The following is a 25739-nucleotide window of genomic DNA, read 5'->3' on the forward strand; positions in this document are numbered from 1 at the left end:
CCACCCAGGGCGGTGGATTTGCTAGCTTAAGCGAGCAGGATGATCAGGAATTATTGCGGTTATCTCACTTGATGCGGGCTTACGAGCAGGCCAACTTTCCAATGCCCAGTCAGCCGCAGACCTTGGCGGGCATGATTGAATTAAAGATGTTTGAGCGCAAACTGAAACAAAAGGATTTAGCGGAGTTACTCGAAGTGGAGGCCCCTCGGGTATCCGAATTGCTACGGGGAAAACGTAGGCTGAGCCTGGAGATGGCTCGACAACTCTATAAAAAATTAGGTATATCCGCTGAATTCATTTTAGAGCACGCCTAGTTTGCTCAACTGCCTGCTTCATGTTGTATGCACCAGTATCCTTTCCGTAAAGTGGGTGTTGTAGCTCGTTGGTGATTCGTCTCATTTGGGAGCCTTTTAGTGAGACAGTTGAATAGGCAAGCTGTTTGTTCATTGCACCCAACTACTTAGGGGCTAAAACCCATAGCAGACCCTACAAATGAGTATTGGCTTAGTTTGATTTTCTAGCTACGAACCATCTGTAAAGAAAGACGAACATCACCGCAATCTAGAGGGCTGCCCAAAACCAATTCCGATCCAGACTGTACCCAATAAATGTCAGTAAAAACAAGGTAGCACCCAGTAACACTGACCAGTCCTTACGTCCTTTCCGCAGCGCGTAGTACATGCCTACAACAACGAGAAAACGAGCAACCAATAATAACGCGATCATACTACTAGTTTTTCTGCTTAGTCGAATGGATAACTGCAAACGCTTGCTGGCGACTCAATTTGTCCCTTTAACACACGGTTGAATACGGACAAGTTGGATAGATTGTAAAATCAGCGTTTTTATAAGATTACCCCTGCTTCTTTAGGCGGGTAAGTACACACAGAAGGTGGCTCCCTGACCCGGTTCACTACTCGCCGTTATGCCGCCCCCATGATTCTCCACCACCCGCTGACAGATGGCCAAACCGACACCAGTACCCGGATACTCATTCTTGCCATGTAGCCGCTGAAACACTTGAAAGATTCGGTTCACAAACTTGGTGTCAAAGCCCACCCCCTGATCACGCACACTGATCTGGTGATAAAAGGGAACCTGACTCGATGGACGCACCTCGCTGGGTAGCTCACCGAGTGAGCGGTGGAAATACTGAACGTGAATCATGGGCGCTTGCCCAGGGGAGACGAACTTCATCGCGTTGGTCAACAGGTTCTGAAACAACTGGCCTAATTGCGATTCGTCACCCTTGACAACGGGCAACTCATCAACCGTGATACGAGCGCCTGTCCGGTGAATCTCCCAATCCAGGGTTGACAGTACCTCGGCCATAATGGCATCCAGCGAGACCGGACCAAACGCCTGCTGGCGAGTAGCGATGCGGGAGTAGGTCAGCAGGTCTTTAATCAGCGTGGACATCCGCGCACCAGCCCCGGCAATGCGTTCCAAATGTTGCTGCACGGAAGGGTCTGGATGACCCGCCAATTGTTGGCTGATCAGGGTACTGAAGGACTGGATTTTACGCAGCGGCTCCTGCAAATCGTGGCTGGCTACATACGCGAACTGTTGCAAGTTGTCATTGGAGCGCTTCAGATCCTGATTGGCCAGTTGCAATTCCTGGGTACGCTGTTGAACCTGCTCTTCGAGTTGCCATTGTAACTCCCGCTGCCGGGTAAGATCAATCGCTAAGCCATCAACCCGGATGGGTCGACCGTCGGCGTCATAGCGGACTTGCCCCGTGGTGCGTAAAAGACGCCGTTGACCCGTCGTAGCGCTAATAACGCCATATTCGACATCATAAACGCCCGAGGCCCCTTCCCCCAGGGCATCGGCAAACAACTGATAAACACGCTGCTGATCAACCTCCTGAACCCGATCCAACGAAGCCGATACGGTGGTCTGCTCGGGCAGACCGTACCACTGGGCCAATCGGGGCGATTTCACCATTCGGTTGGTGACTAGGTCGATGGTATAGCGACCCAGTTCGGCCAGATCAATCATGGCCCGCAGTGAGGATTCACTTTCCAGCAATGATTGCTGGGCTTTGACCTGCTGGGTAACGTCGGTGGCCATGTCCATAATAGCGTACACCTCCCCCACTGCGTTGCGTAAGGGCTTATAGGTAAAGTCGAAATAATAGGTGCCCAATAGGCCATCGACTTCTAGATCAGCCCGCATACTGTGAGCGGTGTAGGTTTGCCCACTGGTAAACACCTGATCAAGAATGGTCAGGAATGGCTGGCCCACCAATTCGGGAACAGCTTGCTCCAGGGGTTTCCCCAGCACGGAGGGACCTTTGCCCCAGAAGGCCAGCATCGCTTCGTTGGCCACCTCAATGCGTAACGCCCGACCCACGAACAAACAAGTCGCCACCGGCGCTTCTTCAATCAGGGAACGGAAGCGGGCTTCGCTCTGCTGGAGGGCTTGCTCAGCCAGCTTGCGATCGTGAATATCCACGCCCGCGCCCACCCATTTGGTAATCTGACCCGTCTGCGGGTCGTGGTAGGGCTCTCCCTTGTTAAGAAACCAGCGGTACTCTCCCAAGGCTGACCGGTTCCGTTGTTCGACTTCAAACGACGTTTCCGTCCGCATCGCTTGCTGAAAAGCAGCGACCAAGCGCGGGCCATCCTCGGGATGCAAAATGTCAGCCGCTATCTGCCAGGCCGTGGAAGGTTCAAACGGAATACCACTGTAGTCCACCCACCATTGGTTGAGAAATTCCGTGTTGCCCTGCGCATCGGTCACCCAGATGGCCTGAGGGACGGAGTTGGCCAGGAGCCGAAACCGGCTTTCACTTTGCCGCAGGGCTTCATGGGTCTGGGCCCGGTCTATGGCGATTACTAATCGCTCGGCGACTTTCTCCACTAAGTCTAGTTCGTCCGCCGACCAATGATGGGCATGCTGGTAGTGGATGAACAGCACGGCCAGCAGCCGACCATCCTTTAGCAGGGGTTTGTTGAGGGTGGCACCCAGCTGAAGCAGCCGATGGGCTTCTTTTTGGTCCGGCGTCAGGGTGAGGTCCTGCGCAATGTCGGGGCGAACGACCGTGCGACCCGCCAGAAACTCGGCCAGTAAAGGCCCATAGTCAGCATAGTGGTAGGTGCCCTGTAGATCGGCGACCCCGTGAACGTAATTTTGTAGTACCACAATCGTATCCCCATCGCCCTGATCCGCAGCATAGCCCACGCGATTGGCTCCCAGGTACTGGCCTACCAGGCAAGCCGTTTGATAGTACACGACCAGGGGATCGGTCAACGAGCGTAGCGCATCAGAAAGCTGTAGGAGAAAGCGTTCCTGGGCTTGCTGCTGGCCTAGGGCTTGTTGGGCCAGCACTTGCCCGGTGACTTCCTGGGCGATGCCCGAGAAACGATTCAATTCCCCCGAGGGCGTGAACTGGGCTTGTCCCCAAAATCGTACCCATCGTTGTTTCCCTTCATCGGCGCCTAGGGTTCGATAGGTCTCATCGAAGCGTCCATCGGAAGGTGGGGTTGTGGCCCGCTGAATAGCTGCCCGTACGTGATCAAGATCATCCGGGTGAATGTATTGAATCGCTTGCTGGAAAGGGATTGTATTGGTATGCTGAAGGCCCACCAGAGCCTGGCAGCGCTCATCCCAGCTGACTTGATTGGTAGCCGGATTAATTTCCCAGATACCTAGTCCGGCGGCTTGGAGCGCAAACTCAATATCGAGTTGCTCAATGAGTTTCTTCTTAGAATCAAAGGGCCGTTGATCGCCGGTCATAACCGTTCAAGGGGGTTTAGACGTCAAATAAACTAAATACTTTACAATGACTGTATTCAGCTACTAAACTGGCTAAACTAACCGCCTGTTTGACGGGGTTGTTTCTGACAAGGAGTCCACCTATGGTAGTGACCTCTTTTGCAACAGCCACAATTCTATATCAATCAAATTTTCTAAGAATCAACTTCATTTGCTGAATTTATTAGGGCGCTTTACCTGTCAAAAGAAGGAAGTAATATCGTGTGGCGCAAACTTCATTTTATTTTCTTCGCCTGACTAGTTGGCCCACCGTAAATCCGGGTTTGCATCACTGTGGTACCCGATCTGTCCTCCCTAAATTCAATCTCAGCGTTGCTATCCTTGAACAAGAACTTGGTCTCTGTTGCAGGAACAATCGTCTGCTTCTGACTCGTGGAGGGGAGTCTAGCGAAAAACTGCTCTCCTTCATGCGTGATTGTATACGTATTTTTTGCACTATCTTCATACTTGCCTACGTATTTGTCTAGCCGGTGAAGATTATGTTGTTGGTCTATCAACAGTGGTTTTCCACTGGCTAAAGCGGCCATTCGTTTAGAAACATAGGTTGCACTCTTATCAATTGAGTTAGCTAATACCGTGACGAACACGTCTTCACTTGGTAAATAAAGACAGTACGAACGAAAGCCATTGATGGCTCCGCTGTGCCAAATAAGTGGGCTATTCTGAAGCGAATCGATGAACCAACCATACCCATAATCCGTGAGTTTGCCAGTGCTCAGTCGGTAAGGAGTTAACGCTTTAGCGAGCGTCTCTTTTTTGACTAATTTATGACTATGCACCGCCTGATGCCAAATCCATAAATCACCTACTGTTGAGAGAATTCCCCCAGTAGAATAGCCTGATTCTAGGTTGATATAATCCGCATTTTGATTTTCTCCATCCTTACTGAGTTGGTAACCACGTACTCGATTGCTTATTATTTTGGCCTCCTCATAATAAGATGAGTGAGTCATTCGCAGTGGTTCGAAAAACATCTCTTTCAGGTACTGAGGGTAGGGTTTACCGGATGCCTTTTCAATAATTTGCCCCAGCAGGATATACCCCGAATTCGAATAACTCCATTGAGTGCCTGACTCAAATTCCAAGGGTTGATCTTTAAATAGATCGATCATGGCTAAAGGGGTCAGTTTATTGCGACTTTGCTCCCAAAATTGACTGATCTCAATGAGATTTTTGATTCCCGAGGTGTGGGTCAACAGGTGTTCAACGGTGATAGTTTTGCCTGAAGTGGGATAGTTGGGCAGGAAGCGAGTAACAGGGTCCTGTAAGGATAATTTGCCCTGCTCCAGGAGTTGAAGGACAGCAATGGCCGTAAACTGCTTGGTAATTGAGGCAATCGTAAAGACCATATCAGGCCGCATCGGCACATTCAATTCTAAGTCAGCTTTGCCAAACGCTTTCTGGTAGATAATTTTCCCTTTATGGGCGACAAGAGCCGCACAACCGGGACCGTTAGCTTTAAATGGTTCAGCTAATATTTGGTCAAATTGGGCTGAAAACGGACTATCATTCTGTAATTGGGCTGAAGAGTTTATGGGATTGAAATACCACCCAAACAGGAGGAAAATAAAGAGTCTTTTCATGAATAACTAGTAAAATAAAACTGATTCTAATTCAGTCGTACAGCTACGCGGTTGTTGCAAAAGTCTGAAATAGCCCTACAGCGCTGGCTTGTGTGCCAAGATCGATCTACTAGCTGCCTATTTAAAGTGTACACCAAAGGCAGTGGCAACTTCTACTACAGTTACCTCTTATCGATTAGCCAAAGTAAGAAATATTATGTTAAACACCGTTTCAGAAAACGCCCGAATTATAGATACTCAAATTGCTCTTCGTCTCAGTAGGGAGGGTATTTTGATAATAAATACCAATTGTCATCAGTTGGTTTTAAACTTGATCAACGATGAAACCAACTGAACTGCAGTTTCCACTGGGACAGGCCGGTGAGTGGGCATACCAAGCCTATCAATCATTAGTTGGTAATACAAAGGGGCAGTCGTTTAGATTGACTAATTACGCTCAACACGTCCTGACAATACCGGACAATCGTACTCCAAACTGTCCGAAATCGTACAGCCACTGGGCGCCATGTAGCCCCTTATATCATCCAGGAAGGGATTTTGACTTGTGGTATAGTAGTTGAGCCGTCTGTAGCTGGACCACGTATTGGCGTCCTAATAAACAAAGCAACTAGTCAATGCTACGCAACCAGTTCATTACCGCCCTGCGCGCCCTTAGGCGCAATTGGAGTTACGCCAGTATTAATGTGCTGGGCCTCACTTTAGGCCTTGCCTGCTGTTTATTGTTGTTCGTCACCGTTCGCTATGAGCTCAGCTTTGACCGACACAACACCAATGCCGACCGCATTTACCGGATGCTCGGGTTGAACAAAACGGCCCCTGACGGCAAGCCAAATACGGGAATCCCGTTTCCGGCGCTGGCTGCGCTGCGCAATGATTTTCCAGAATTAAAACACCAGCTCACCCTGGTTACCCGGATTAAATCGGCCGTGGTAGCCATTCCGGGCCGGGCGGCTACCCAGACCAAACGATTTCAGGAAACGGATGGCGTAATCGCATTTGCCGAACCGGAGTACTTTAATCTCTTTGACTATAAGTGGGAGAAAGGCAACCCACAATCAGCGCTGGCTGACCCGAACACCGTCGTGCTGTCGAGAAGAATTGCCCATAAATACTTTGGTGATACTAATCCAATGGGCAAAATCATCCGACTGGATAACCGGATGGACTTTGTGGTCACGGGCCTTATTGGGGATCCGCTCGCTACGAGCAGCCTGCCATTCGAGGTGTTTCTGACGCATGCCTCAGTGCTGGCCTATGGCAGTACTTCACCCCCCGATGACTGGAAGTCGACGTATGGGGGAGCTCAGATTTATATGATGCTTCCCCCAGCTTCCAGCGGCTCCCAGACACCAGCCGCCCGGATGGAACGTCAGTTAGTCGACTTTGTCAAAAAATACCACGCCCCGGAAGAGGCCAAAACGTTGGCCTACATCTTACAGCCGCTGACCGACATTCATTTTGCCACCAACGTCACCAACTACGCCCAACGAAGTATTAGCATCGAAATGATTTGGGCGATGGTGTTGATTGGGCTCTTTATCTTAGGGACGGCCTGTATCAACTTTGTCAATCTGGCCACCGCCCAGGCCATACGCCGGTCCCGAGAAGTGGGCGTTCGCAAAGTGTTGGGCAGCACGCGCGGGCAACTGGTTCGTCAGTTTCTGGGTGAAACCAGTCTATTAACCGGGATGGCGGTAGTCCTTTCCTTGGTTGTTGCCCAGCTCTCCTTGCCCTACGTTGGTGAACTGCTCAATATCAAGCCGGGAGTCGTAAGCTTACTGAGTCCGATGGTGCTTGGGTTCTTACTGACCCTAGGTGTACTGACTACCCTACTGGCGGGCTTTTATCCGGCGTTAATTCTGTCAGGCTATCAACCTATTTTGGCCCTCAAAGGGAAAATTCAGTCGGCCGGAGCGGGTCGTCAGTTGGCCCTTCGCCGGGGACTGATTGTGGGGCAGTTTGCGATTTCTCAGGTACTGCTCATCAGCACCATCATCGCCTACAATCAGATGAGCTATTTTCGCTCCGCCGATCTAGGCTATGATAAAGACGCCGTCGTAACGATTCCATTACCCGAAAATGAACCGGGACAGCTAGCCAATTTGCGAGCCAAACTGACCAGCCTCCCTGCCATTGAGTCAATCAGCTTCGGCATGACTTCCCCCTCATCAAGCGCCAACTGGACAACGGGTTTTCGGTTCGAACAGGACGCCAAAGACCCCGGCTACGGCGTAGTGATGCGCCCCGCCGATACGGCATTTGTGCGCACGTACGGCCTGAAATTACTGGCCGGACGCCTATATCAACCGGCTGATTCCATCCGTGAGCTGGTCATCAATGAGACGTTTATGAAACGATTGGGCTTTCAAAAACCTGAGCAGGTAATTGGCAAGCGGATGAGGGTGGCTGGCGAGTCGGTAGAAAAACCCGTTGTGGGTGTGGTAAAAGATTTCAACCTGTTTTCCTTGCGGGATGGCGTCGAGCCCAGTGTCTTGACAACCCAGCGGGGTAATTATCGAACGCTCGCCCTTAAACTGTCGACCCGGTCGGGCAGCCCGGCGGCCATCAGTCAGCTTCTAAAACAGGTTGAAACCGCCTGGACTGCGACTTTCCCCGCCTTCGTCTTTAGCTATGAATTTTTGGATGAGACGCTGGCAAACTTTTATACGAGTGAAGAACAGCTCTACTCGTTGTTCCAGTTATTGGCGAGCATCGCCCTGTTTATTGGTTGCTTGGGTCTATATGGCGTGGTGGCGTTCATGGCCGAAACTCGTACCAAAGAAGTGGGTGTGCGTAAAGTATTGGGGGCTTCAATCGCACAGATTTTAGGTTTGTTTTCGCTCGACTTTATTCGACTGGTTTTGATCGCCTTGCTGCTGAGTACGCCGGTAGCCTGGTATATGATGGATAAATGGCTTCAGAAGTTCACCTATAAGATCGCTATCGAGTGGTGGATGTTTGGGCTGGCCGGCTTAGTGGCGATTGGGGTTGCGTTGCTGACGGTCAGTTTCCAGAGTGTGAAAGCCGCTCTGATGAATCCGGTGAAGAGCCTGCGTAGTGAATAGCGCTTTGGTAAACGGCAAATGCATGGATCACTTGTGGATGTGTTTGCCGTTTTTTATCCATCTCGCTAAACGCCTGAATTATTGATATACAAATCGCTCATCGTCTCCATGGGGAGCCTTTTCTAAGATGGATTTTCCAAATGGCTAGTTTGAATTATACCCTATCCAATCTAGCAGCTTACGATCCCAAAATAATCAAAATTGGTCATAGGACCGCCCACGTAGTTTTCATCGCCTTGCCAATCATAAAAACCGTTTGTCAATCAACTTGTCAGCCTGTTTCAGTATTCGGCAGTTCGGTATCCAGCCAACGATTCTTTAATCTGACCCATCAGTGGGGGATTTAAGCCGCATAATTGGGAATATTTGCCTCATTTTTGCGGACTACATTAGTATCCTTCTTCTGAAAACCTTTGTTTATCAATTAATTACATACCATAGAGCCCTGTGGCACGTTGTTAGCCAATTGATGAGTAGGCAATAGCCATTAGGGGACAGGGATCTTCTACTAGAGTAGCCCTACCCATAAATCATTTACGCATCATTTATCGCTAGTTAGACACTATGGAACTCTTAATCACACTTTTGGTCGGTGCCGTGGCCGGTTGGCTGGCCGACCTGGTCTTTAAGCGCTTTTCGCTCTCGTTGTTGGTCGAGATTATCCTGGGTATCGTAGGGGCCTTCGTGGGAGGCTGGCTCTTTGGTACTGCCCTGGGGGCAGATACCGGTATTTTAGGTCGTATTCTAACGGCCTTTGTGGGGGCCTGTATTGTGTTGGGTATTGCCGCCTTGATCAAGGGATCGAGACGGACGGTTTAAGACGAGTGAGTAAAATCATAATGAGGGTCGGCCAGGAGATAGCCGACCCTCATTGTTATAGAACCGATGAGCGAATCCTGCCTATTTATGAACTGTTCTCCGTCTTAAGGAGGAGGGTTAACTAAAACTTTTAACAACTATCAACTCCAGTTAGTAGCCTACGCGGATCGTTTCCCTAAGGCTGTGGGATGCTCATGATGAAAAATAATTCTTCATCGTCCCTGAAGGCGAAAAATCAGCCCTTTTCTCATACAATTTCTCCTAGCCCTAGTTTACTAAGTGTATTTCGCTCGAGTAGCCTATACTCACTTGAAATATGGGGGTAGAACTATACACAGAGTGAAACTAAAAGCCAGGTGACGCTTATGTCATCTGGCTTTCTTTTTGCCCTCCTGAAAAAAGTCTAATATCTCCATTTAATACTATAAAACCCAAAATTTTACGCCCCTACTTATTAGAATAAGTCAATTCTGACTTTCCTCCACTTATCGTTCGTTTCAGGTGGTTTATACCCTCATTTCGACGTTTGACCAGTTTTTTGTTGTGGGCTTGATCACTTACCCCTCATCTTTGTAGCACATTCACGAACAACAAAGAACATGAACACTAAATTAATGCACATCAACCGCCCGGCTCGGCCCCGCATCATTGAAGTCGGTGGTCCTCTAGTGGGTCTGCGTGGTCGGACGATCTACCGGATGCGGGCTCGCTAATTGAGCTCTTCACGAGGCGGTAAGCTCCCCGAAGTGGGAGCTTTTTTTATGCATAAAGGAGCATATTTTGAGACGATTGATTTTTACTCCAGTTAGTCGCATACAGCTTGTAGCAGAAGTTGACTTATGTTTAGTCGGGATGGTTTGAAAACCCTAATCATTTGACTCTATCTCCTACATTTTTGCTGCGTGATTTGATGCCGTAGCCAAACTCTTGTCCGTTATCGTGCGTTATAACTGAACTAATGTTGTATATTAGAGAAAATGTTCAGTTTAATCAATTACCCATGGTACATACCAGAATCCAGCCAGCCAGCTCCCGCCAGGGATATGCTATCATTCCTCAGGCTCAGCGCAAAGCCTCCCGGGCATTAGTTGACGAGGTAGCAGACCTGAGCGGACTGAGCAAAAAAGAAATGGCGACCCTGATCGGGTTAACCGAACGGGCGTTGTACAAAACAACAACTGGCGATTTTTCAGTGCTGATTTCAGAACATTTATTCCGGCTCAAAGCCTTGTTTGAACACGGACTAGTAGTGTTTGACCAGCATAAAAAAACCTTAACCCAGTGGCTGAAGACCCCACTGGCGGAACTTGCCACCCCAGAAACGGGCTTCGATACCCTCATTCAATCAGTAGCGGCCAGGCCACTCGACGAAATTAGTCAGACTACCGGTCCCTACGACCTGCTAGCGGCCGCCAACCAACTGGAAGCGGAGTTTACCGCCGAGCTGACCAGATCCGAGTCCGTAGCGTATCCTACGCCCCTGTCGTTGCTCAATACGGCGACGGGTATTGGGCTGGTGGATGATGTTTTTACCCGCATCGAATACGGCGTATTTAGCTAATGGATGTCTATAGAATTCTGAAAGAACCGCATTGGCATGACCCCCTGACGGTGGTGGGAGCGGAGAAAGCCCCCGGCCGCTGGAACCCCAGAGAGCAGGGAATCCTCTATACGGGTTCCTCACCGGCTTTGACCCTACTGGAAATTATGGTCCATCTACCTGAGGTAGCCTATGAGGCTCTACCCGCCCTGCGGTTGTTTACGTTGCGCCTACCCGAGAACGCCTTGCGATGGATCAACCCCCAAGCCTTGCCACCGGGCTGGGACCAACCCCAGGCGTTAGCTGTCACACAAACGTTTTTTGCTGAATGGCTGGAAAAGCCCACCGCATTAGGGTTGGCCGTTCCCTCGGCCGTATTGCCGATCTCCTACAATTACCTGCTCCATCCAAATCACGCTCAGTTTGGGGATATACAGATCATTGGCCAGGTGAACCTACGGCTCGAACGCCGACTTTGGAAACGGTAGGAGTAAGACTTACTGCTTATTCATTCCTGAAGTGAGCGACAAGGCATTTAGAAGGGCATAACCAAGTAAACAGGCGTACGGCCCGCTCCCGTGAACCGGCTGCCGATAAATCTTTCATTGATGAAGCGGGCTGCTTTTGCTTAAACGACAAAGTTTTCGTCTCACTTGGGAGCATATTTTGAGACAGATTCGCTTTTCTACTAAAAAGGAGCAACTACCTTCTTGGTAATGGCTCCTGTCAACTCCTCTAGTTAGTAGGCTGATATTGGTGATCTGTCACCTTTTCCAGCCACTCCACTTGTTTCCCATTTAGATTTTCCTGGATGGCGATATGCGTCATCCCCGTGGTTGCCGTAGCGCCATGCCAGTGCTTCTCGTCCGGTTCAAACCAAACCACATCGCCCGGATGGATTTCTTCGACAGGGCCACCTTCCCGCTGTACCCAACCACAACCAGCCGTCACGATGAGCGTCTGACCGAGCGGATGGGTATGCCAGGCGGTTCGAGCCCCGGGTTCAAAGGTAACGCTGGCGGCTGCCCCACGTCTTGCCTGGTTGGCGGCAAACAACGGATCGATACGTACCGATCCCGTAAACCAGTCTTCTGGCCCTTTATCCGAGGGTTGCGATCCTATTCTTGTGATGTTCATAACGATTTAACTAGTTCGTCTACTAAAGGCTAATGGTGCCTAACACGCTGGTGATTGACCACAACAGGGCGATAGGCATGATTAGTTTTCATGCTTATTTTCCGCCGAATACAGGAAAGTGGCTGGCCTCGCCATAATGCTCAATTTGTTCCATTGTCGTTAAGGTCGCCATATCCGCTTCTGAGATAACGAACTCCATGGCTGCATTCGTTTTCATATGCTCCGGCTTGGCCGTCTTCGGTAATGGCAATAGACCAAGCTGTAGGCAATACCGGATACTTAATTGGGCTACCGAAACGTCATAGTTTTGGGCAATAGCCGTTATGGACTTGTTTTTCAACAACTCACCGTGACCAATGGGGGAATAAGCTTCCACCAGCATGCCGTTTTCCTGCGAATAATGAATCAATTCGGTAGGGGTATTGCTGATATGCGCCAGAATCTGATTGACCATTGGTTTCACTGAGCAGGAGCCCAGGATGTTAGCAATGTCTGCCTGCTGAAAGTTTGACAGGCCAATGGCACGAAGTTTTCCCGACCTATAGGCTTCTTCAAGCGCTCGCCAAGCCTGTTGATTTCCGTCAAAATAAGGATCATTCCCACTGAATTTCGCCCAGGGTTTGGGACTGTGTATGATCATTAGATCAATATACTCAAGCCCTAACCGGTGAAGGGAGCCATCGATGGACGCCACGGCTTCCTGATACGATTTTACTTCAGCAGCCAGCTTGGTGGTCACAAACAGTTCTTCCCGGTTTACACCACAGGCCCGAATGCCTTCGCCAACTCCGCTTTCATTCTGGTAGGCCTGAGCCGTATCAATATGGCGGTAACCGATTTGTACCGCATCCTTGACCGCCTGTACAACATCGCTGTTACTGATAAACCAGGTTCCCAGACCTAGTTTGGGAATCTCTACGCCATTCGATAGCGTATAGGTTTCGTCTAAAATCATTCTCTTTTCTTATTTTACAGTAAACGTGAGTTCGTGTACCGGTCACGGCTTTGAATAGCTACCTCGCCCCATGGTATTCAGCATCCGTGACGGCCTGAAGCCAGTTAACAATCCCTTTTTCGGTATTGGGTACAATATGAATGTGGGTCATGGGGCTGTCCGCGGAAGCGCCGTGCCAATGAGGAATTTTCGGCGGACACTCCACTACGTCCCCCTTCCGAATGGTCTGCCGGGGCTCGCCTTTTAACTGGTGGTAGCCAACCCCATCCGTTACCAGTAGAATCTGCCCACTCGGATGTGAATGCCAAAAGCTGCGAGCCCCCGGCTCGAACGTAACGCTGCCACTAGCCAATTGATAAATGGAATCGGTTGCTACCAGATTCTGAACCCATACCGTACCGGTAAAGGTTTGGGCGGGGCCCTTTTCCCCGTTGGGAAAAATAGCGCTCGCCGTTGTCGATTTTGTCCCGCTTCCCTGCGTTTGCGCCTGGCAGGGAGCCAGGCAAAGACTTACCAGGCCCAGCGTAATGAGAAAGGCTGTCCGTGCCCCTAGGTTTTTCATGTGTTTAGTCGTTTGAGTTGTACGTTATCCTCGATTGGTTGAACAGCCCCTGGTCAGTAACGGATTTACTCTACCCGCGTTAGACAATAACTCTCGTTAGAATTGCCCATGCCTACTGGATCGATTTGGTTTTGGAACCGGTGTGAACGTTTCCAAACGTGCTAATTCAATCCACTTCGATAGGCAATGGGTGTGGTGCCAACCTGTTGTTTGAAGAAACGAGTAAAATGCTGAGGGTACTTGAACCCTAGTTCATACGCAATTTCACTGATGGATTTGCCGGTATCAAAAATTCGTTCCTTGGCCAGATCGATCAGCTTAAGCTGGATGAATTCCAGTGCCGTCTTGCCGGTTTCCTTCTTGATTAAGTCGCCAAAGTAATTGGGCGACAGGTGTAACACCTGGGCAAAGTAGGAAACCGTTGGAATCCCCTCGGTACGGAGCGTTTCGCCCACCAAATACTCCGTCAGTTTCTGTTCAAACTGCTCAAGGATGCCATGATTGATATGCTCACGGGTAATGAATTGGCGGTCATAAAAGCGGGAACAATACTTTAGGAGCAATTCCAGGTTAGCCACAATCAGCTCTTTACTGTGGCGGTCAATCGTATGGCCCACTTCAGTCGCAATGTTGCCAAAACAGGTCGTTACAACCGCTCGCTCTTTCTCCGATAAATGCAGGGCCTCGTGAGATTGGTAACTGAAAAACGAATACTCGTGAATCTGTCTACCCAGGCTGGTGCCTTTGATCAAATCGGGATGAACGATGAGGGCCTTGCCATAGGGCTGATGCAGCTCGCCCTCAGGTTCATTGGTAATCACCTGGCCTGGCCCAAAAAAGACCATCGTTCCGTCGGCATAATCATAATACTGGTTCCCATACCGCAAATCACCACAGCGGGTTTCTTTGAGAATAATGGCATAAAAACTGATCGTAAACTTCGCTCGTGGGAGTGGGGTTGATTGATTAAAATCAACCAGGCTAATGAGCGGGTGCTGTGTTTTGTTGTTGAACGCATCCGCATATTTTTTGATCGTGTCGTAGACTATCATCGCGTACGGTTCGGGGCGGAGTACGACGGTCAGCCGTTGCCGGTACTCCTGCCAGCCGATTTTTAGTCAAATCTACAGCCCGAAACCATGCCTCACGATGGTATCAGTAAAAGTGGTAAGTAAAACCGTAAAATGTATAAAAGCCGGGCTAAGGCTACCGGGTAATTTTGCGGTGTGATTAGCGAAGTTAGCACTAATCGCCTGTCCATGAAGTAAATCAAACTCAACACGTATGAAACGGACCCAGCTATTCCTGCTGCCTTTCCTGGTATTTATCATGGGCAGTATGGCTTGCAAAACAGACAGCCCAATCCCCACCGATCAACCCAGTATGCCCAACCCCGCCAACCCCGATCTGAATCCAGTGACCGACACTTCCTCGAACCGGCTACGCATCCGGGTGGGCACCAGCACCTTTACCGCGACGCTTTTAAGCAACCCGACCGTAACCGCTTTTAAAGCGCGGTTGCCACTCACGTTGTCCATGAAAGAGCTGAACGGAAACGAAAAATTTGCCAATCTATCCAGTAGCTTACCCACGAATGCGACCAATCCCGGTACGATACAGGCAGGGGATCTAACGCTGTACGGGGCTAACACGCTGGTGCTCTTCTATGAGTCCTTTCGGACCTCGTACAGCTACACTAAGCTTGGCCGGATCGATAACCCGTCAGGACTGGCGGCTGCCCTGGGATCAGGAAACGTAACGGTCAGCTTTGCTCTGGAATAAACTTAACCATGAATCAAATCAGAAACCATATGAACCAGTTAACTATAGCCCTAGCCGCCTTTCTGCTGATGATAGGACAGGCTTATAGTCAGGGGTTACTAGGCCAAAACGAACCGAAATCTCAGCTGAAAGAGTATTTGACCTTTACGCTAAGTGACAAGGTTACCAAGCAAAATGTTCAGTACAAAAATCGGTATGGTATCCCCCTTGCCGCCCATCTATACACGCCCAAAAATATGGATGCGTCTAAAAAGTATCCGGCCCTGGTCGTCGGTACGCCTTATGGTGGGGTAAAAGAGCAAGGAGCGGGTATATACGCGCAAAACATGGCCGAACGCGGATTTGTCGCACTGGCCTTTGATGAATCCTATAACGGGGAAAGTGGCGGAGCACCCCGGCACGTTTCATCACCGGATGTGTTCGCTGAGGATTTCAGTGCTGGCGTGGATTTCTTAGGCACCTGTCCCTTTGTGGATCGAAACCAGATTGGGGCTATTGGCCTCTGCGGTAGTGGTGGTTTTGCCCTTAAAGCCGCCCAGGTTGATCACCGCATTAAAGCGGTGGCTACCACCAGCATGTACGATATCAGCGGGGTAAAGCGCAATGGGTGGATGAATGCTATGACGGCCGAAGAGCGTACTAAGTCGCTTAACGAGCTGGCCCGGCAGCGTTGGAAAGACGTGGACACGGGACAGCCTGAATTAACGGCTTCCTTCCCAAGTAAACCGGTGACCACCATCCCCGCCGGAATGGACCCAATCGCCAGTGAATTCTTTGAATACTATGCTATGAAACGGGGCTTTCATCCGAATTCGATTGGGGCTTTTACCAAAACCAGCGATATGGCCTTTATGAACTTTCCCTTGCTGAACTATATTGAAACCATTTCGCCCCGACCGATTTTATTGATCATAGGGGAAAAAGCCCATTCCCGCTATTTTAGTGAAGAGGCTTACCAGCAGGCAGCTGAGCCTAAAGAGCTTTATATCGTTCCCAACGCCCGGCACATCGATCTGTACGACCGAACCGATATGATTCCCTTCGATAAGCTCACCGCTTTCTTTTCGCAATATTTAGCTCCGAAGCCGAACGAAAAAGCCAACTTGGTCACGGAATCCAACAAGTGAACGCCTTCCCCTGTTCAATAGAAGTAGAATCAGCCGGATAAATCTGACGCCTGATTCGGTACCAATCCGATCTATCTGTACAGGAACGCAAAAACCGCTAGTCAATCATGGAATCAACCCTTGCCTTATGGAACCTAACAAACATTTTGAGGATGAGCCAGGCAGTTCTGACTCATCCCGACGGTATTTCTTAAAGCAGTCTTCCGCTCTGGCGGCCTGGGCGCTGACCCCTCCCGCTGCGGTAAAAGCAGTGGACAGTGGTCTCCATGAGAAAATGGCGCTGGCCATTGAGCAGATGCCGCTTCGGCTGACCGTTAACGGGAAGGCCCAGCAACTTAGCATCGAACCCCGGGTCACGCTGCTGGATTTGCTACGGGAACAGCTACACCTGACGGGCACCAAGAAAGGTTGTGACCATGGCCAATGCGGAGCCTGCACCGTCCATATCGATGGGCAGCGGGTCAATTCGTGTTTAACCCTGGCCATGACAACCGACGGGTGTCAGGTAACCACCATTGAAGGCTTAGCCCAAGATGGACCGACGGGCAACCGTGCGACGGGCCGGCTTCACCCGATGCAGGAAGCCTTTATCAAGCACGACGGCTTCCAGTGCGGCTACTGTACCCCCGGACAGATCATGTCGGCGGTGGCCTGCATCCGGGAAGGTCACGCGGGCTCGCCCGACGAGATCCGCGAGTACATGAGTGGCAACATCTGCCGGTGCGGGGCGTACGCCAACATTGTCGAGGCCATCATGGCCGTAAAAAAAGGAGGAGCTAAGGTATGAATCCGTTTCAGTTTACCCGGGTTACCGACCCCAAAGCGGCCATTTCGGCGATCACCAAAGAAGCGGGCACATACTTTCTGGCGGGCGGCACCAACCTCATCGATCTGATGAAGCGCGAAGTCATTATTCCCCAGCGGCTGGTTGATATTAACAAACTGCCCCTGGCAACGATTGAGCAAACGAGTACGGGTCTGCGCATTGGTGCCCTGTCTAAAAATTCAGCCGTTGCCGATAATGAGCTAGTCAAAAAGCAGTTTCCCCTCCTCTCGATGGCGCTTAACGCGGGGGCTTCGGCCCAACTGCGCAACATGGCCACGGTGGGTGGGAACATGATGCAGCGCACGCGTTGCTCGTATTTCTATGACAACTCGATGCCCTGTAACAAGCGAAGCCCGGTGCAGGCCGGACCCGACAAAGGGCAGGTCAACGGGCCAACGGGTTGCGGAGCGCTGGGTGGTCATAATCGGATGCACGCCATTTTTGGCGGTTCGGCCAAGTGTATTGCCGTACATCCCAGTGATATGTGCATTGCACTGGTAGCCCTGGATGCAACCGTGAACATTTCGGGACCGAAAGGCGACCGCACGATTCCGTTTATCGACTTCCACCGCCTGCCCGGCGACATGCCCCAGAAAGACAATACGCTGCAACCCGGCGAACTGATTATGTCGGTGGATTTGGCAATGAACGGGTTTGCCGAGAATTCACACTACCTCAAAGTTCGCGACCGGGCTTCCTACGCCTTCGCGCTGGTATCGGTCGGTGCGGGTGTGAAAATGCAGGGAAACACGATACAGGACGTCCGGCTGGCGATGGGTGGCGTAGCCCACAAACCCTGGCGGCTGACGGCGGCTGAGCAGTTTCTGAAGGGCAAACCGGCGACGGAGGCCAACTTCAAACAGGCGGCTGCGCTGGCGATGAAAGGGGCCAAAGGCTACGGCGAGAACGATTTTAAACTAACGCTGGCTCCCAACTCAATTGTTGACGCGTTGAAGACCGCCACGAAAACTGCCTGATCATGAGCAAAGACACGAAGAACCCGCCCATTGATCGGATTGATGGACGACTGAAAGTGACCGGCGGGGCCAACTACTTCGCTGATTTCGACTTGCCGGGTATGGCCTATTGCGTCCTGGTGGGCAGCGAGATCGGCCGGGGCACCATCACCAGCCTGGATACCAAAAAAGCCCAGGCTTCGCCCGGCGTGCTGGGCGTGTTTACCCACCAGAACATGCCGCCCATTCCGGGTTGGGATGCACCCGTGGGCGGTGAAGCCGACGGCCCTGCTCCTAAGCCAAAAACGGAGGAAACCTACCGTATCCTGAGCAGCCCCAAGATTCTCTTCGACGGACAGCCTATTGCCATCGTCGTAGCCGACACGTTTGAACGGGCTACCTACGCGGCTTCGCTGATTAAAGCGACGTATAACAAACAAACCGCCCGGACCGATTTACAAAAACACGTCGCCGAAGGCGTCGCCCCCAAAGGGGCTGAGGGAGGTAATTACTCGCGGGGAAAAGCCGATGCCTATCAGACCGCTCCGGTAACACTGGAGGCCAATTATACCATCCCCATCGAGGTGCATAACCCGATGGAACTTCACGGTATTCTGGCGCATTGGACGGGTGCAGATACGCTACTGATCTACGCCAAAACGCAGGGGGTGAACGCTACCCAGCAGGCGATGGCGCAAGCATTTAAAATCGATCCCAAGAATGTCCATGTGCATACCGAATTCATGGGGGGCGGTTTCGGCATGGGGCTAAGGACCTGGCCCCAGGAAACAGCGGTCGTCGCCATCGCCAAAAAGATTGGCCGACCGCTGAAACTGGTCGTGAACCGTAGCCAGATGTTTACGCTGGTGGGCCACCGACCCTACACCGTCCAGACGATTCAGATGGGGGCAGACAAAGACGGTAAGCTGGTGAGTATTGCCCACGCGGCTACGGCGGAAACCGCCAGCTATGAGGACTTTACCGAAGCAACCGTCAACATGACCAAATTCATGTACGCCTGTCCGAACGTCAGTACACGATACCGCCTGGTTCGGCTCGACCGGAGCGTACCCATCTGGATGCGGGGGCCGGGTGAAGCCACCGGTGCTTTTGCGCTGGAATCTGCCATGGATGAGATGGCCCACAAGCTCAACCTGGACCCCATTGAATTTCGCTTACGGAATTACTCCGAAACCGACCCCGAGCATAACCGCCCTTATTCGAGCAAACATCTGAAAGAAGCGTATCAGCGGGGAGCGGAAGCGATTGGCTGGAATGGCCGTAAAAATGAGCCGGGTAGCCTTCACGAGGGGGAATGGCTGATCGGCTATGGCATGAGTACGGGCGTGTTTAGTGCGTTCCGGTGGGAAGCTAGTGCCCGCGCCCTACTAAAAGCCGACGGCTCGCTGACGGTACAAAGTGCGGTGACCGACATCGGGCCGGGGACGGGAACGGCCCTGACGATGGTCGCCCATAACGTACTGGGCGTGCCGTTTGAGAAGATTACCGTAGAATACGGCGATACATCGCTGCCCAAAGCGCCTACCCAGGGTGGCTCGGCGATTGTCTCGGCGGTAGGCTCGGCGGTGTTCGATGCCTGCACCGCGATTAAACAGGCCCTGGTCGAACTGGCGACGAAAGAAGGCGGTCCCCTATCGGGTCGGCAGGCGGAGGAACTGACGCTGGCGGATGGCGTACTTTCGGTAGCGAATGACCCCGGTAAAAAAGTAGCCGTAAGCCAGTTGATGCAGGCCAACAACCTGACAGTTATTGATAAAACGAAAGATTCGAAAGGCGGACCCGAGCAACAGAAGTACTCGATGTATTCCTTCTCGGTGCATTTCGTGCAGGTACGGGTCAACCCCCTAACGGGTGTGGTGCGGGTAGCCAAAGCCGTTAGCGTGGCCGATTCGGGCCGGATCGTGAGTCCCAAGACAGCGGCCAGCCAGATGATCGGCGGGGTGGCGGGTGGCATCGGCATGGCCCTGACGGAAGAAGCCGTCATCGATCACCGGTACGGGCGGTTTGTCAATAACAATCTGGCGGATTATCACGTAGCGGTTCATGCCGATGTACCGGCTATTGAGACCATCACGATTGATAAGCCCGATCCGATCATCAACCCGATGGGGGCGAAAGGTATGGGTGAAATTGCCCTGATCGGGTTTGCCGGGGCTGTCGCTAATGCGGTCTTCAATGCCACCGGTCAGCGCATACGAGACCTGCCCATCACCCCCGATAAAGTCATGCAGAAGCTCGCATAGGGCACTCAGAAATAGCCAAAGGCCAGGGTACTGGAGGACGGCCTCCGCTTCATCGAACCGCTAACTGGCATGCGGTTCGATGAAGACCGGTCCTACTGAAAACCAGTAGCCCCCTACTAAAAAAAAACATGAACGAACAAGTCGTATTTGTAACCGGTGGTGCCATGGGTATGGGCGAAGCCGTTGCCCTGCTGGCCGCCGAAAGAGGAGCCAAAGTCGTCGTGACCGACATGAATGAAAAAGCGGCTCAGGTGGTAGTGGACAAAATTACGGCCAACGGCGGAGAAGCCATGGCGCTAAAGTGCAACGTCACGTCTGCCGACGAGGTGAAAGCGGCCATTGACCGCACGGTGACTGTATACGGCAAACTGGATGCTGCCTTTAACAACGCCGGTATCATGCTCCCCAATACCAACACGGCGGAGATGCCGGAGGAAGATTTTGACAAAGTTGTGTCTATAAACCTGAAGGGGGTGTGGCTGTGCATGAAGTACCAGCTCCAGCACATGCAAAAACAGGGCAGCGGGGCGATTGTCAACAACTCCTCGATTGGGGGACTGGTTGGGGGAGCTGGCCGTTCGGCTTACATTGCTGCCAAGCACGGTGTACTGGGCCTTACCAAAAGTGCGGCTATCGAATACGCCCCCCAAGGCATCCGGATCAATGCCGTTTGCCCGGGTACTATCGAGACCCCGATGGTTGATAAAATGTTTGCCGATGGCGATCTGTCCAGGGAGGCTACCACGGAAGGGGCACCCGCCAAACGGTTGGGGAAAGCCTCCGAAGTGGCTGACGCCGTACTCTGGCTGTTTAGCCCAGCCTCCAGCTATGTCATCGGCCAGCCCATCTCGGTGGATGGCGGCTTGAGCATTATTTAAGGTAAAGAAGCATGACTCACGTATTAATTCTTGGTGCCGGTGGACACGTGGCCCGGCACGTGATTGACCGACTCGTCAATACCGATTCGATTCGTCTCACGCTGTATCTGCGCGATACCACCCGCCTAAACGACCTCGATACAAGCCGGATGACCCTCATTGACGGCGATATTCTGGATTCGCAGAAGCTCCGTATAGCCATGCAGGGACAGGACCTGGTCTACGTCAATATCAACGGGCAGGAAGATCTTATCGCTGAGCAGACGGTGATGGCCATGCAGGCTGCGGGTGTTAAGCGCCTGGTCTTCATCGCAGCCCTTGGTATCTACAATGAAGTGCCCGGCGCTTTTGGCCGGTGGAACCAGCAGATGATCGGCCCGATTTTGGAGCGCTACAAAAAAGCGGCTCGTCTCATTGAAGCATCAGACCTGGCGTATACAATCCTTCGACCGACCTGGTACACCGATACCGATGAGATTGATTATACCCTAACTCAAAAAGGCGAACCGGTTAGCGGGACAGAAATAGCCAGAAAGAGCGTTGCTGACCTGGTGGTAAATATTATTAATAACCCAACGCTGCATGTTAACGAAAGCCTCGGCATGGAAAAACCCGGAACCAAGGGCGATAAGCCAGCTTTCAAAAATTAGCTAGACACGAATAGGATTATTGGAAAGATGAGTGAAACGAATGAGGAACAACGACCAGCCAGCTCAAACCTGTTCGAGCGGCTAGAAGCGGGGGAACTGCTGCGAAAGGACGATCCAGCGTACGGCGAATTTGGGAAAGTCGTTTCCCGCACCATCCGGTTATGCGTCCAGATGAATGCCACCGCCACCGACGTTGATCAGGTAAGAAAGCAGTTGAGTGCCATCATTGGGAATGAGATCGACGAGTCAACGACGATTTTCCCGCCGTTTTATACCAACTTCGGCCAGTTTCTCAAGCTGGGCAAAAACATCTTTATCAACCACGCCTGTTCCTTTCTGGATATTGGCGGCATCACCCTGGAAGATGACGTACAAATTGGTCCCCGCGTCAATCTGACGTCGGAAAACCACCCGCTTGATCCCAGTGACCGTCAAACGCTGATACCACGTCCCATCGTGGTCAAGCGCAACGCCTGGATTGGGGCGGGAGCTACGGTGTTGCCCGGCGTAACCATCGGAGAGAACGCCGTCGTAGCCGCCGGAGCGGTCGTCAGCCGGGATGTACCGGCAAATACGGTGGTGGCCGGGGTTCCGGCAAAGGTTGTCAAACACCTGTAGCCCTCGGAACGATTTCCTGGTTCGCACACGGCCTGTCTGGTCCATACTCCTGACGGGTGCTGATGGTCATTACCCAGGGATAAACGAATGCCAGGAGCCGGGTAAACGACTTTAGGGTGTTCAGCCGGGAGGAGGATTTCATTTGTTTTCCACCGGTAACCCGTTACCGTATTCATTTCTGTATAACTCTATTACGCATTCAGGAGCAACATAAAGCATCTCAGTTACAAGCCGTGTTCGATGAAATCTACAGTAAATCTGTTTCGAGTAAGACCATGAAAACGTCTGTTTTTTCCCTATTTGCCTGCCTGTTGACGATTCAGGGCTTGGCGCAAATAAGCCCGACGATTCCGCCCAAACCCTATACCTATGCCGATTTCCCGGAATCGAAGGCTTCGTCTACAACCATGAAAGTCGTCTCGATGGGTAAGGATACTCCACTGGTAACCTATCGACCGAACATAAACTATTGTACCCGCGATGGGCTGGATCTGACCTTGCAGATTATTGAACCCACAGGGGCCAACGGTAAAATGCCTTGTATCGTTTACGTCCAGGGCTCTGCCTGGATGAAGCAAAATGTCTATGCGAATTTGCCGCAACTAGCCGAATTTGCCCGGCGGGGGTATGTCATCGCCATGGTGGAGTATCGCCCCTCATCGGTCGCCAAGTTTCCCGCCCAACTTCAGGACGCTAAAACAGCGATCCGTTTTATGAGACAGCAGGCAGCCGCATATCATGTCGATGTGGACAATATATTTATCTGGGGAGACTCATCCGGTGGTCATACGGCACTACTGGCTGGCTTAACGCAAAACAACCCGGAACTGGATACCAAGGATCTGGACAAGTATCCCATAACGGTGAATGCCGTCGTCGATTTCTACGGTCCAACGGATATTACCCAGATGAATCTAGAGCCGTCTATTTTTGATCATATAAGTCCCAAGAGTCCCGAAGGCCAGTTGTTGGGCGGGAAGAATGTGCTGGAAAATAAAGAATTAGCCGCTGCAACGAATCCAATCAAGTACATCAAGGACGCCAAAAATGGGCCGCCTATCCTCATTATTCATGGCTCTAAAGATCGGTTAGTGCCCTTCCAGCAAAGTGTGCTGCTGGCTGATGCCCTCGAAAAGAATAACTACCGGTATCAGTTCTATCAGTTAAAAGGGGCCGATCATGGAAGCGCCGAATTCTGGACGAAAGAAACGTTCGATCTGGTAGAAGCCTTTCTTAAACAGTACATCGTCAAAAAATGAACGAATTGTCTATAGAGGATGACAACTACCGGATACGCTTCTTACTAGCCACTCTTACCCGACCAATCTATTTATCGAATGAAGAAACAACTCCTCGTTTTACTGTTGAGTTGGCTTCCCGGCCTTGCTGTTGCCCAGCAGACCGATAGCCTACAACAGCAGCAGCGGCTGCCGCAGCAAAAGACCTTTACCGGAGCGGTAACTGTAACCAACAATGGTATATCCCTGATCCCAACGTTCAACCTGGGCCGACCAGCCGTCATCTTTGATATGACCGCCCGCCGGGGCCGCTTCAGCTTCGAGCCGCAGCTAACATTCGCGCTGGAAAATGCCAATCCCTGGTTTTTTATTTTTTGGGTACGCTACAAAGCGGTAGAAACGCCAAAATTTAGCATGAACGTGGGGGTTCATCCCTCGGTAGTATTTACCAATACGGTACTACCCCCAGGTGGTTCGACGGGTGAAGCCCTGACGGCCGTTCGCTACTTTGTCGGTGAACTAACGCCAACGTATCACCTCTCGAAGAAAGCCAGCCTGGGCATTTACTACCTCCACTCAAGAGGATTTTCCGGCGCACCCAAAGCCACCAATTTCATTTCACTTACCGGCAATTTCTCTCAAATTCCGCTACTAAAAATTGTGGAATTACGCATAGCTCCCCAACTGTATCTGGTGACCATTGATGCGCTAAAAGGCTACTACGTTGCATCGGCTTTTACGGTGACCCGTAACCGCTTCCCGCTGGCTATCTCATCGCTTATTAATCAAAAAATTCAGTCGACTATCCCAAGTGACGACTTTGTCTGGAACGTAAGTCTGTCGTATGCCTAGCGCTGAAGAGTCCATTACACGTAGTTACCTATGCTTGTAACGAGTAGGGATATGGAAATGGTAGAAGACTCGAAACAAGGATTCGTACATAACGAATCTGGTTCAGTGTTAACACTGCCTACGACAATCTGCGGGGGTTGTTTTTTTATCCTAATACTTTTCCCGCCTGTCTAAAACAGGCGGGACACCCTGGAATACCGCCAAACAAATAAAAAGGATTAGAACTGATCATGAACGTTATTCTCACAGGCGCAACGGGAATGGTGGGCGAAGGCGTTTTACTCGAGAGCCTGGCTAATCCAGCCGTTGAACGAATTTTATCCGTTAGTAGAAAACCGTCTGGAAAAAAGCACCCCAAGCTCAAGGAATTGATCGTTGACGATTTTCTGCATATATCCACCAACAAAACGGCCTTGAAAGGATACGACGCCTGTTTTTACTGCGCGGGCATCAGTTCCAATGGGATGAGTGAGCAGGCGTATACGCATATTACGTACGACACTACAGTACATTTTGCCCAGGTTGTGCTGCAAGTAAACCCCCAGATCACATTTACTTTTGTTTCAGGGGCGGGCACTAATTCTTCCGAAAAAGATGGATTGATGTGGGCCAGAGTGAAAGGCAGAACCGAGAATGCCCTGCAACGAATGCCTTTCAAGAACGTTTTCTGCTTTCGGCCAGGCCTGTTAAAGCCTGGCAACGAACAGCAGTATGTGACAGGGACCAATAAGTTTTTAGCCACCATTTATCCCATTCTTAGTCTACTGGTACCCCACTGCACCACACGGGAATTGGGGTTGGCCCTGATCCATGTGGCTGAATCAGGGTATTCTAAAAAGGTTCTCGACTCGAAGGAAATCAGGAAAGTAGCTGGGCAGAGCAACTAAGTGTTTTAGTATAGCTTTTTGTACAACTATTGACTTGGTAATAAACTTTGTCTGTTTCTTATAACGCCCTATTATTGAGATGAATCCAGTTATCAACCAGATAAATTCTTACTATATTAGTAAAGTCTCAAAATCTCGTCTCACTAATCAAACTCGAAATCTCACATTTAAGCTGAGTTAGTGAGACTTTTACAGGGCCTGTAAATTTACATTTTTGCTT

24 protein-coding genes are annotated in these 25739 nt (G+C 51.0%); 16 read left to right on the forward strand and 8 right to left on the reverse strand.

The annotated features are described in order from the left end of the window. A partial coding sequence (locus ACYVGO_RS28930; protein ID WP_460972260.1) for an XRE family transcriptional regulator occupies window positions 1-314 on the forward strand: 314 nt, incomplete at its 5' end. A gap of 247 nt (window positions 315-561) precedes the next feature. Here the strand turns inward: ACYVGO_RS28930 and ACYVGO_RS28935 are convergent. The 3 genes from ACYVGO_RS28935 to ACYVGO_RS28945 all read right to left on the reverse strand — a co-directional run bounded on the left by ACYVGO_RS28935 (window position 562) and on the right by ACYVGO_RS28945 (window position 5363). Next, window positions 562-726, reverse strand: a complete 165-nt coding sequence (locus tag ACYVGO_RS28935; protein ID WP_460972261.1) for a hypothetical protein — start codon at window positions 724-726, stop codon at window positions 562-564. A gap of 141 nt (window positions 727-867) precedes the next feature. Continuing rightward, window positions 868-3741, reverse strand: coding sequence for a PAS domain-containing protein (locus tag ACYVGO_RS28940; RefSeq protein WP_460972262.1), 2874 nt, complete (start codon window positions 3739-3741; stop codon window positions 868-870). A gap of 254 nt (window positions 3742-3995) precedes the next feature. Continuing rightward, entirely contained in the window at window positions 3996-5363 is a 1368-nt protein-coding gene (locus ACYVGO_RS28945) for a serine hydrolase (RefSeq protein ID WP_460972263.1), read from the reverse strand. Window positions 5364-5977: 614 nt separating this feature from the next. Between ACYVGO_RS28945 and ACYVGO_RS28950 the strand changes: the two genes are divergently transcribed. The 4 genes from ACYVGO_RS28950 (at window position 5978) to ACYVGO_RS28965 (ending at window position 11275) form a co-directional block, all read left to right on the forward strand. Further along, window positions 5978-8428, forward strand: a complete 2451-nt coding sequence (locus ACYVGO_RS28950; RefSeq protein WP_460972264.1) for an ABC transporter permease — start codon at window positions 5978-5980, stop codon at window positions 8426-8428. 564 nt (window positions 8429-8992) lie between these two features. Beyond that, window positions 8993-9247: a GlsB/YeaQ/YmgE family stress response membrane protein gene (locus ACYVGO_RS28955; protein ID WP_460972265.1), complete on the forward strand. Its 255-nt coding sequence runs from the start codon at window positions 8993-8995 to the stop codon at window positions 9245-9247. A gap of 1000 nt (window positions 9248-10247) precedes the next feature. Beyond that, complete coding sequence (locus ACYVGO_RS28960; protein WP_460972266.1) at window positions 10248-10808, forward strand: antitoxin Xre-like helix-turn-helix domain-containing protein; 561 nt, start codon at window positions 10248-10250, stop codon at window positions 10806-10808. Beyond that, the gene (locus ACYVGO_RS28965; RefSeq protein ID WP_460972267.1) at window positions 10808-11275 is read left to right on the forward strand and encodes an RES family NAD+ phosphorylase; all 468 of its coding nucleotides are present in this window, start codon (window positions 10808-10810) and stop codon (window positions 11273-11275) included. The genes ACYVGO_RS28960 and ACYVGO_RS28965 overlap by 1 nt, the downstream gene beginning before the upstream one ends. Before the next feature lie 247 nt (window positions 11276-11522). Here the strand turns inward: ACYVGO_RS28965 and ACYVGO_RS28970 are convergent, their stop codons facing one another. From ACYVGO_RS28970 to ACYVGO_RS28985, 4 genes are all read right to left on the reverse strand, one after another. Further along, window positions 11523-11924 carry a (R)-mandelonitrile lyase gene (locus ACYVGO_RS28970; RefSeq protein WP_460972268.1) on the reverse strand — a complete coding sequence of 134 codons (402 nt, stop codon included), beginning with the start codon at window positions 11922-11924 and terminating at the stop codon, window positions 11523-11525. Window positions 11925-12018: 94 nt separating this feature from the next. Next, window positions 12019-12879: an aldo/keto reductase gene (locus ACYVGO_RS28975; protein ID WP_460972269.1), complete on the reverse strand. Its 861-nt coding sequence runs from the start codon at window positions 12877-12879 to the stop codon at window positions 12019-12021. Window positions 12880-12937: 58 nt separating this feature from the next. Next, entirely contained in the window at window positions 12938-13441 is a 504-nt protein-coding gene (locus ACYVGO_RS28980) for a (R)-mandelonitrile lyase (RefSeq protein ID WP_460972270.1), read from the reverse strand. Window positions 13442-13602: 161 nt separating this feature from the next. After that, the gene (locus tag ACYVGO_RS28985; protein ID WP_460972271.1) at window positions 13603-14493 is read right to left on the reverse strand and encodes a helix-turn-helix domain-containing protein; all 891 of its coding nucleotides are present in this window, start codon (window positions 14491-14493) and stop codon (window positions 13603-13605) included. A gap of 232 nt (window positions 14494-14725) precedes the next feature. Here ACYVGO_RS28985 and ACYVGO_RS28990 point away from each other — a divergent pair, with 232 nt between their 5' ends. From ACYVGO_RS28990 to ACYVGO_RS29025, 8 genes are all read left to right on the forward strand, one after another. Continuing rightward, window positions 14726-15223, forward strand: a complete 498-nt coding sequence (locus ACYVGO_RS28990; protein WP_460972272.1) for a cyclophilin-like fold protein — start codon at window positions 14726-14728, stop codon at window positions 15221-15223. An 8-nt stretch (window positions 15224-15231) separates the two neighbouring features. After that, complete coding sequence (locus tag ACYVGO_RS28995; protein ID WP_460972273.1) at window positions 15232-16350, forward strand: alpha/beta hydrolase; 1119 nt, start codon at window positions 15232-15234, stop codon at window positions 16348-16350. Window positions 16351-16477: 127 nt separating this feature from the next. Beyond that, the gene (locus tag ACYVGO_RS29000; protein ID WP_460972274.1) at window positions 16478-17137 is read left to right on the forward strand and encodes a (2Fe-2S)-binding protein; all 660 of its coding nucleotides are present in this window, start codon (window positions 16478-16480) and stop codon (window positions 17135-17137) included. Continuing rightward, entirely contained in the window at window positions 17134-18153 is a 1020-nt protein-coding gene (locus tag ACYVGO_RS29005; RefSeq protein WP_460972275.1) for an FAD binding domain-containing protein, read from the forward strand. Before ACYVGO_RS29000 ends, ACYVGO_RS29005 begins: the two co-directional genes overlap by 4 nt. 2 nt (window positions 18154-18155) lie before the next feature. Beyond that, the gene (locus ACYVGO_RS29010; RefSeq protein ID WP_460972276.1) at window positions 18156-20396 is read left to right on the forward strand and encodes a xanthine dehydrogenase family protein molybdopterin-binding subunit; all 2241 of its coding nucleotides are present in this window, start codon (window positions 18156-18158) and stop codon (window positions 20394-20396) included. Window positions 20397-20524: 128 nt separating this feature from the next. Then, a complete protein-coding gene (locus tag ACYVGO_RS29015) occupies window positions 20525-21274 on the forward strand; it encodes an SDR family NAD(P)-dependent oxidoreductase (protein WP_460972277.1) in 750 nt (249 codons plus the stop codon). Window positions 21275-21285: 11 nt separating this feature from the next. After that, entirely contained in the window at window positions 21286-21924 is a 639-nt protein-coding gene (locus tag ACYVGO_RS29020) for an NAD(P)H-binding protein (protein WP_460972278.1), read from the forward strand. 27 nt (window positions 21925-21951) lie between these two features. Further along, on the forward strand, window positions 21952-22542 hold the full coding sequence (locus ACYVGO_RS29025; RefSeq protein WP_460972279.1) for a DapH/DapD/GlmU-related protein: 591 nt from the start codon (window positions 21952-21954) through the stop codon (window positions 22540-22542). Here ACYVGO_RS29025 and ACYVGO_RS29030 read toward each other — a convergent pair. Beyond that, window positions 22529-22684 carry a hypothetical protein gene (locus ACYVGO_RS29030; protein ID WP_460972280.1) on the reverse strand — a complete coding sequence of 52 codons (156 nt, stop codon included), beginning with the start codon at window positions 22682-22684 and terminating at the stop codon, window positions 22529-22531. The genes ACYVGO_RS29025 and ACYVGO_RS29030 overlap by 14 nt on opposite strands. Before the next feature lie 133 nt (window positions 22685-22817). Here ACYVGO_RS29030 and ACYVGO_RS29035 point away from each other — a divergent pair, with 133 nt between their 5' ends. The 3 genes from ACYVGO_RS29035 to ACYVGO_RS29045 all read left to right on the forward strand — a co-directional run bounded on the left by ACYVGO_RS29035 (window position 22818) and on the right by ACYVGO_RS29045 (window position 25519). Further along, a complete protein-coding gene (locus ACYVGO_RS29035) occupies window positions 22818-23801 on the forward strand; it encodes an alpha/beta hydrolase fold domain-containing protein (RefSeq protein ID WP_460972281.1) in 984 nt (327 codons plus the stop codon). Window positions 23802-23879: 78 nt separating this feature from the next. Continuing rightward, the gene (locus ACYVGO_RS29040) at window positions 23880-24632 is read left to right on the forward strand and encodes a hypothetical protein (protein WP_460972282.1); all 753 of its coding nucleotides are present in this window, start codon (window positions 23880-23882) and stop codon (window positions 24630-24632) included. 230 nt (window positions 24633-24862) lie between these two features. Beyond that, window positions 24863-25519 carry an NAD-dependent epimerase/dehydratase family protein gene (locus ACYVGO_RS29045; protein ID WP_460972283.1) on the forward strand — a complete coding sequence of 219 codons (657 nt, stop codon included), beginning with the start codon at window positions 24863-24865 and terminating at the stop codon, window positions 25517-25519. Window positions 25520-25739 lie beyond the last annotated feature (220 nt).

The sequence above is a fragment of the Spirosoma migulaei genome (assembly GCF_054776855.1).

What these genes read in the sequence shown, in the direction of transcription:
- ACYVGO_RS28935 (WP_460972261.1), bottom strand. Translation starts at nt 726, where the DNA reads ATGATCGCGTTATTATTGGTTGCTCGTTTTCTCGTTGTTGTAGGCATG.
- ACYVGO_RS28940 (WP_460972262.1), bottom strand. Translation starts at nt 3,741, where the DNA reads ATGACCGGCGATCAACGGCCCTTTGATTCTAAGAAGAAACTCATTGAG.
- ACYVGO_RS28945 (WP_460972263.1), bottom strand. Translation starts at nt 5,363, where the DNA reads ATGAAAAGACTCTTTATTTTCCTCCTGTTTGGGTGGTATTTCAATCCC.
- ACYVGO_RS28950 (WP_460972264.1), top strand. Translation starts at nt 5,978, where the DNA reads ATGCTACGCAACCAGTTCATTACCGCCCTGCGCGCCCTTAGGCGCAAT.
- ACYVGO_RS28955 (WP_460972265.1), top strand. Translation starts at nt 8,993, where the DNA reads ATGGAACTCTTAATCACACTTTTGGTCGGTGCCGTGGCCGGTTGGCTG.
- ACYVGO_RS28960 (WP_460972266.1), top strand. Translation starts at nt 10,248, where the DNA reads ATGGTACATACCAGAATCCAGCCAGCCAGCTCCCGCCAGGGATATGCT.
- ACYVGO_RS28965 (WP_460972267.1), top strand. Translation starts at nt 10,808, where the DNA reads ATGGATGTCTATAGAATTCTGAAAGAACCGCATTGGCATGACCCCCTG.
- ACYVGO_RS28970 (WP_460972268.1), bottom strand. Translation starts at nt 11,924, where the DNA reads ATGAACATCACAAGAATAGGATCGCAACCCTCGGATAAAGGGCCAGAA.
- ACYVGO_RS28975 (WP_460972269.1), bottom strand. Translation starts at nt 12,879, where the DNA reads ATGATTTTAGACGAAACCTATACGCTATCGAATGGCGTAGAGATTCCC.
- ACYVGO_RS28980 (WP_460972270.1), bottom strand. Translation starts at nt 13,441, where the DNA reads ATGAAAAACCTAGGGGCACGGACAGCCTTTCTCATTACGCTGGGCCTG.
- ACYVGO_RS28985 (WP_460972271.1), bottom strand. Translation starts at nt 14,493, where the DNA reads ATGATAGTCTACGACACGATCAAAAAATATGCGGATGCGTTCAACAAC.
- ACYVGO_RS28990 (WP_460972272.1), top strand. Translation starts at nt 14,726, where the DNA reads ATGAAACGGACCCAGCTATTCCTGCTGCCTTTCCTGGTATTTATCATG.
- ACYVGO_RS28995 (WP_460972273.1), top strand. Translation starts at nt 15,232, where the DNA reads ATGAATCAAATCAGAAACCATATGAACCAGTTAACTATAGCCCTAGCC.
- ACYVGO_RS29000 (WP_460972274.1), top strand. Translation starts at nt 16,478, where the DNA reads ATGGAACCTAACAAACATTTTGAGGATGAGCCAGGCAGTTCTGACTCA.
- ACYVGO_RS29005 (WP_460972275.1), top strand. Translation starts at nt 17,134, where the DNA reads ATGAATCCGTTTCAGTTTACCCGGGTTACCGACCCCAAAGCGGCCATT.
- ACYVGO_RS29010 (WP_460972276.1), top strand. Translation starts at nt 18,156, where the DNA reads ATGAGCAAAGACACGAAGAACCCGCCCATTGATCGGATTGATGGACGA.
- ACYVGO_RS29015 (WP_460972277.1), top strand. Translation starts at nt 20,525, where the DNA reads ATGAACGAACAAGTCGTATTTGTAACCGGTGGTGCCATGGGTATGGGC.
- ACYVGO_RS29020 (WP_460972278.1), top strand. Translation starts at nt 21,286, where the DNA reads ATGACTCACGTATTAATTCTTGGTGCCGGTGGACACGTGGCCCGGCAC.
- ACYVGO_RS29025 (WP_460972279.1), top strand. Translation starts at nt 21,952, where the DNA reads ATGAGTGAAACGAATGAGGAACAACGACCAGCCAGCTCAAACCTGTTC.
- ACYVGO_RS29030 (WP_460972280.1), bottom strand. Translation starts at nt 22,684, where the DNA reads ATGAAATCCTCCTCCCGGCTGAACACCCTAAAGTCGTTTACCCGGCTC.
- ACYVGO_RS29035 (WP_460972281.1), top strand. Translation starts at nt 22,818, where the DNA reads ATGAAAACGTCTGTTTTTTCCCTATTTGCCTGCCTGTTGACGATTCAG.
- ACYVGO_RS29040 (WP_460972282.1), top strand. Translation starts at nt 23,880, where the DNA reads ATGAAGAAACAACTCCTCGTTTTACTGTTGAGTTGGCTTCCCGGCCTT.
- ACYVGO_RS29045 (WP_460972283.1), top strand. Translation starts at nt 24,863, where the DNA reads ATGAACGTTATTCTCACAGGCGCAACGGGAATGGTGGGCGAAGGCGTT.